The 4,393-nt window shown below is 59.5% G+C and carries 5 protein-coding genes; all 5 read right to left on the bottom strand.

The window, feature by feature from the left end; genetic code table 11:
- Positions 1 to 857 (bottom strand): formamidase (gene fmdA / locus ABR948_RS28595; protein WP_428124513.1); only part of this gene is annotated, 857 nt, incomplete at its 3' end.
- Positions 858 to 891: 34 nt separating this feature from the next.
- Complete coding sequence (gene urtE / locus ABR948_RS28590; protein ID WP_428124511.1) at positions 892 to 1,581, bottom strand: urea ABC transporter ATP-binding subunit UrtE; 690 nt, start codon at positions 1,579 to 1,581, stop codon at positions 892 to 894.
- Positions 1,582 to 1,652: 71 nt separating this feature from the next.
- A complete protein-coding gene (urtD, locus tag ABR948_RS28585) occupies positions 1,653 to 2,408 on the bottom strand; it encodes an urea ABC transporter ATP-binding protein UrtD (protein WP_428124509.1) in 756 nt (251 codons plus the stop codon).
- Positions 2,409 to 2,419: 11 nt separating this feature from the next.
- Complete coding sequence (gene urtC / locus ABR948_RS28580; RefSeq protein WP_428124507.1) at positions 2,420 to 3,562, bottom strand: urea ABC transporter permease subunit UrtC; 1,143 nt, start codon at positions 3,560 to 3,562, stop codon at positions 2,420 to 2,422.
- 17 nt (positions 3,563 to 3,579) lie between these two features.
- On the bottom strand, positions 3,580 to 4,393 hold an 814-nt coding region (urtB, locus tag ABR948_RS28575), incomplete at its 5' end, for an urea ABC transporter permease subunit UrtB (protein WP_428124505.1).

Genomic DNA, 4,393 nt, shown 5'->3' with positions numbered 1-4,393 from the left:
TATTTCGCAACGCCGTCCTTGATGATGTCGACCTTGATATGCAGCCAGCCCGCCATCTCGATCGCGCCGCAGAAGGTGATTTCGCCATCACCCTGGCTGAAATGCAGATCGCCCATCGAAAGCCCGCCGCCGGGCACGTAGACCGGGAAGTAGATCTTCGAACCACGCGACAGGTCCTTGATGTCGCAGTTGCCGCCATGCTCGCGCGGCGGCACCGTGCGCGCGCCTTCGGCGCCGATCTTGGCCTTGACGTCGCCTTTGGCGCGACCGCCATGCGCGGTCGCCGCGAACGGCGGGTTGGCGAGCCCCGGCACACGGGTCGGATTGGTCGCGATCAGCGCGTTTTCGCGCTCGTTCCAGGTCGCCAGCAATTTCGGATCCGGCAGACAGCCGATCAGGCCGGGATGGATCAGGCCCGCGAAATTCACGCCGGGGATGTGGCGCGACGAGGTATAGAGGCCCTTGATGTCCCAGATCGATTTCTGCGCCAGCGGGAAATGGTCGGTAAGGAATCCGCCGCCGTTTTTCTTCGAGAAGAAGCCGTTGAAGCCCCACAGACTCTCCTTCAGCGGGCCGACGTCGAGCAGATCGACCACCAGGAGGTCGCCGGGCTCCGCGCCCTTGACGCCGATCGGGCCGGACAGGAAGTGCACAATCGACAGATCGATGTCGCGCACGTCATCGGCGGAATCGTTGTTCTTGATGAAGCCGCCGGTCCAGTCATAGGTTTCGATGATGAAATCGTCGCCCGGGCTGACCCACTCCACCATCGGGATGTCGGGATGCCAGCGATTGTGAATTTTGTCGTTTTCATAGGCCGACTGCGTGAGATCGACCTTGATCAGTGTATCTGGCATTAAAAGCTCCCCTGGTTACTAGCTTGGTTAGGAATCAGACAGACAAATATTTCGAGATCTGAGCGGCATCGACGCCCTCACGCGCGTCGTCGCGGACGATCTCGCCATTCTCGATGACGAGGACGCGGTCGGCGATATCGAGCGCGAAGCTCAGCACCTGTTCGGAAACCACGATCGACAACCCGCGCTCATCGCGAATGCGTTTAAGCGTGCGAGCCATGTCCTTGATGATCGAAGGCTGAATACCCTCGGTCGGTTCATCGAGCAGCAAGACCTTCGGCTTGGTAACGAGCGCGCGCGCAATCGCCAGCTGCTGCTGCTGACCGCCGGAAAGATTACCTCCCCGGCGACTCTTCATTTCGAGCAACACCGGGAATAATTCATAGATGCTGTCGGGTACCTTGGTCTCCCCCGACACAACCAGCCCCGTCTCGATATTCTCTTGCACCGTCATGGTCGAGAAAATCATCCGGCCTTGCGGCACGTACGCCAGACCTTTGGCAACGCGTTCATAGCTTTGCAATTTGCTCAGCTCCGAGCCCTCCATGGTCACCGAGCCGCTCTTGGTCGGCACGATCCCCATCAGCGACTTCATCAGCGTAGTCTTGCCCATGCCGTTGCGGCCCATAATCGCGACGATCTCGTTGGGCGCGACGGAGACGTTGAGGCCATGCAGCACTTCGCTCTGGCCGTAGGCGACATGCAGATCGGAGATAGCCAGCATTAAAGTGTTCCTTGTCTTTCGCCGAACATGATCTCGCCCGGAAGCCTGACGCCGCCTTCCGGAACCATGCGCTAGTGTCCGAGATAAACTTCAATCACCTTGGGATCGTTTTTGACGTGCTCCATCGAGCCTTCCGACAGGATCTGGCCCTGATGCAGAACCGTGACCTTGTGGGCAATGTCCTCGACGAACTTCATGTCGTGCTCGATCACCAGCACCGACCGGTCCTTGATGATGCGGTTGAGGAGTTCAGCGGTCTTGACCCGCTCGCTGACGCTCATGCCGGCCACAGGCTCGTCGAGCATCAGCAGGTCCGGATCCTGGATCAACAGCATGCCGATCTCCAGCCACTGCTTCTGGCCGTGGCTGAGCAGGTCGGCGTTCATGTTGAGCCGGTCCTTCAGGAAGATCATCTCGGCGACTTCATGCACCCGGTCGCGCACCGCGGCATCGCGGGTGAAGGTCAGCGCACCGAACACGGTGCGCCCGCGCGGATACGAAATTTCCAGATTTTCGAACACCGTGAGGTCGTCATAGATCGACGGCGTCTGGAATTTGCGTCCCACCCCGGCCTGGACGATCTGGTTCTCCTTCATCTTGGTCAGTTCCTGGCCGCGAAACTCGATCGAGCCGGAAGTCGCCTTGGTCTTTCCGCAAATCAGGTCGAGCACCGTGGTCTTGCCGGCGCCGTTGGGGCCGATGATGACGCGAATTTCGTTTTCATCGACGTAGAACGACAGGTCGTTGACCGCCTTGAAGCCATCGAACGAGACCGTGAGCGCCTCGACCGCGAGCAGGAATTCCTTGGGCTGGTGACCTATCAGCATGACTTATCTCCTCACTCAGCCGGGGCGCCGTCGGCGACGGAACTGTCGGTCCACACCTTGCCGGATTTGGATGTTCGCGACGACAGCAGGCGATCGATGCGCGGCTGCACATAGTCGCCCCAAATGCCGGCAAGACCGTTCGGGAAGGCGAGAACAACCACGATGAACAGTCCGCCCAGTCCGAACAGCCACAATTCAGGAAACGATTCCGACAGGCTGGTCTTGGCGAAGTTGACCAGCAGCGTGCCGTACACTGCGCCCAGGATCGAGAGCCGGCCGCCCACCGCCGTATAGATCACCATTTCGATCGACGGCACGATGCCGACAAAGGACGGCGACATGAAGCCGACCTCAAGCGCGAACATGGCGCCGCCGATCGCGGCAAATATGGCGGCCACACAGAAGGCGAAAATCTTGAAGTTGGCGACGCTATAGCCGGAGAAACGAACCCGATCCTCCTTGTCGCGCATCGCGACCAGGATGCGGCCCAGTTTCGAATGCCGGATGAACTGGGCGATGAAGATGCAAACGAACAGGCAGCCCACTTCGAAGAAGTAGAGTACGACCTTGGCGTGGTCCGGCCGGATGTCCCAACCGTTCAGGGTACGCAGATCGGTCATGCCGTTAATGCCGCCGGTGTAGCCCTGCTGCCCGACAATCAGGATGGTCAGGATGGCCGCGACGGCCTGGGTGATAATCGCAAAGTAAGTGCCGCCGACGCGGCGATTGAACATGGCCGCGCCGATGATCAGTGCGAAGATACCCGGCACCAGAATAACGGCGGCGATGGTGAAGCTCAGACTGTGAAAGGGTTTCCAGAACATCGGCAGTGAAGTGATCTGATTCCAGTCCATGAAATCCGGAATGCCGGGGGTCGACTGGATCTTGGTGTTCTCGGGGCTCGATGCTTCGAGCTTGAGAAACATCGCCATGCAGTAGCCGCCGAGGCCGAAGAACACCCCCTGCCCCAGACTGAGAATGCCGCCATATCCCCAGCAAATCACCAGACCGAGCGCGACGAAGGCATAGGTCAGATATTTCGCAACCAGATTGAGCCGGAACACATCGAGACAGAGCGGCAGGATCACCACCAGGAAAACGGCGAGCACCAGGATTCCGATCAGCTCCGATCGATTGACAAAGCGATTGGTCATGGCTCAAGCCCTTTTTGTTATTTGCGGACCTTGAGGGCGAACAGCCCTTGCGGCCGCAGCATGAGAATTCCGACAACTGCAAGCAGCGTTAGAACCTTCGCCATCGACCCCGACATGAAGAATTCGAGGGTCGACTGCGTCTGCGAGATGCTGAAGGCGGATGCGATGGTGCCGAGCAGGCTCGCGGCGCCGCCAAATACGACGACCAGGAAAGTATCGACGATGTAGAGCTGGCCCGATGTCGGTCCGGTCGAGCCGATCATGGTGAAAGCGCTGCCGGCGATACCCGCGATGCCGCATCCGAGACCAAAGGTGTAGCGATCGACCTTCTCGGTATTGATGCCGACCGCGCCGGCCATGATGCGGTTTTGCACGACGGCGCGGACCTGACGGCCCCAGCGCGACTTGTACATGATGTAGGCGACGCAGAGCGTGATCAGGACCGTCAGGCACATCACGAACACGCCGTTGATCGGCACCTCGATGCTGTCGGACACATGGAGCGAACCGAGCATCCATTGCGGCAGTTCGACGCCGACTTCACGCGCGCCGAACACCGAGCGATAGGCCTGCTGCAGGATCAGACTGAGACCCCAGGTGGCGAGCAGCGTGTCCAGCGGGCGCTTGTAGAGATGGCGGATCAGCACCCATTCCACCAGCATGCCGAGCGCACCGGCGACGATAAACGCCAGTATCATCGCCAGGAAGAAATAGCCGGCAAACAATCCAGGCAGATACGCCTGAAAGAAATTCGAGGTCATCCAGGTGACGTAGGCACCGAGGATCATGAACTCGCCATGGGCCATGTTGATGACGCCCATCTGGCCGAAG

Source organism: Bradyrhizobium sp. (assembly GCF_050014615.1).
Taxonomy (GTDB): Bacteria; Pseudomonadota; Alphaproteobacteria; order Rhizobiales; family Xanthobacteraceae; genus Bradyrhizobium.
The sequence above is the reverse complement of the archived record's forward strand: the minus strand, read 5'-3'. Positions and strand labels throughout refer to the sequence as shown.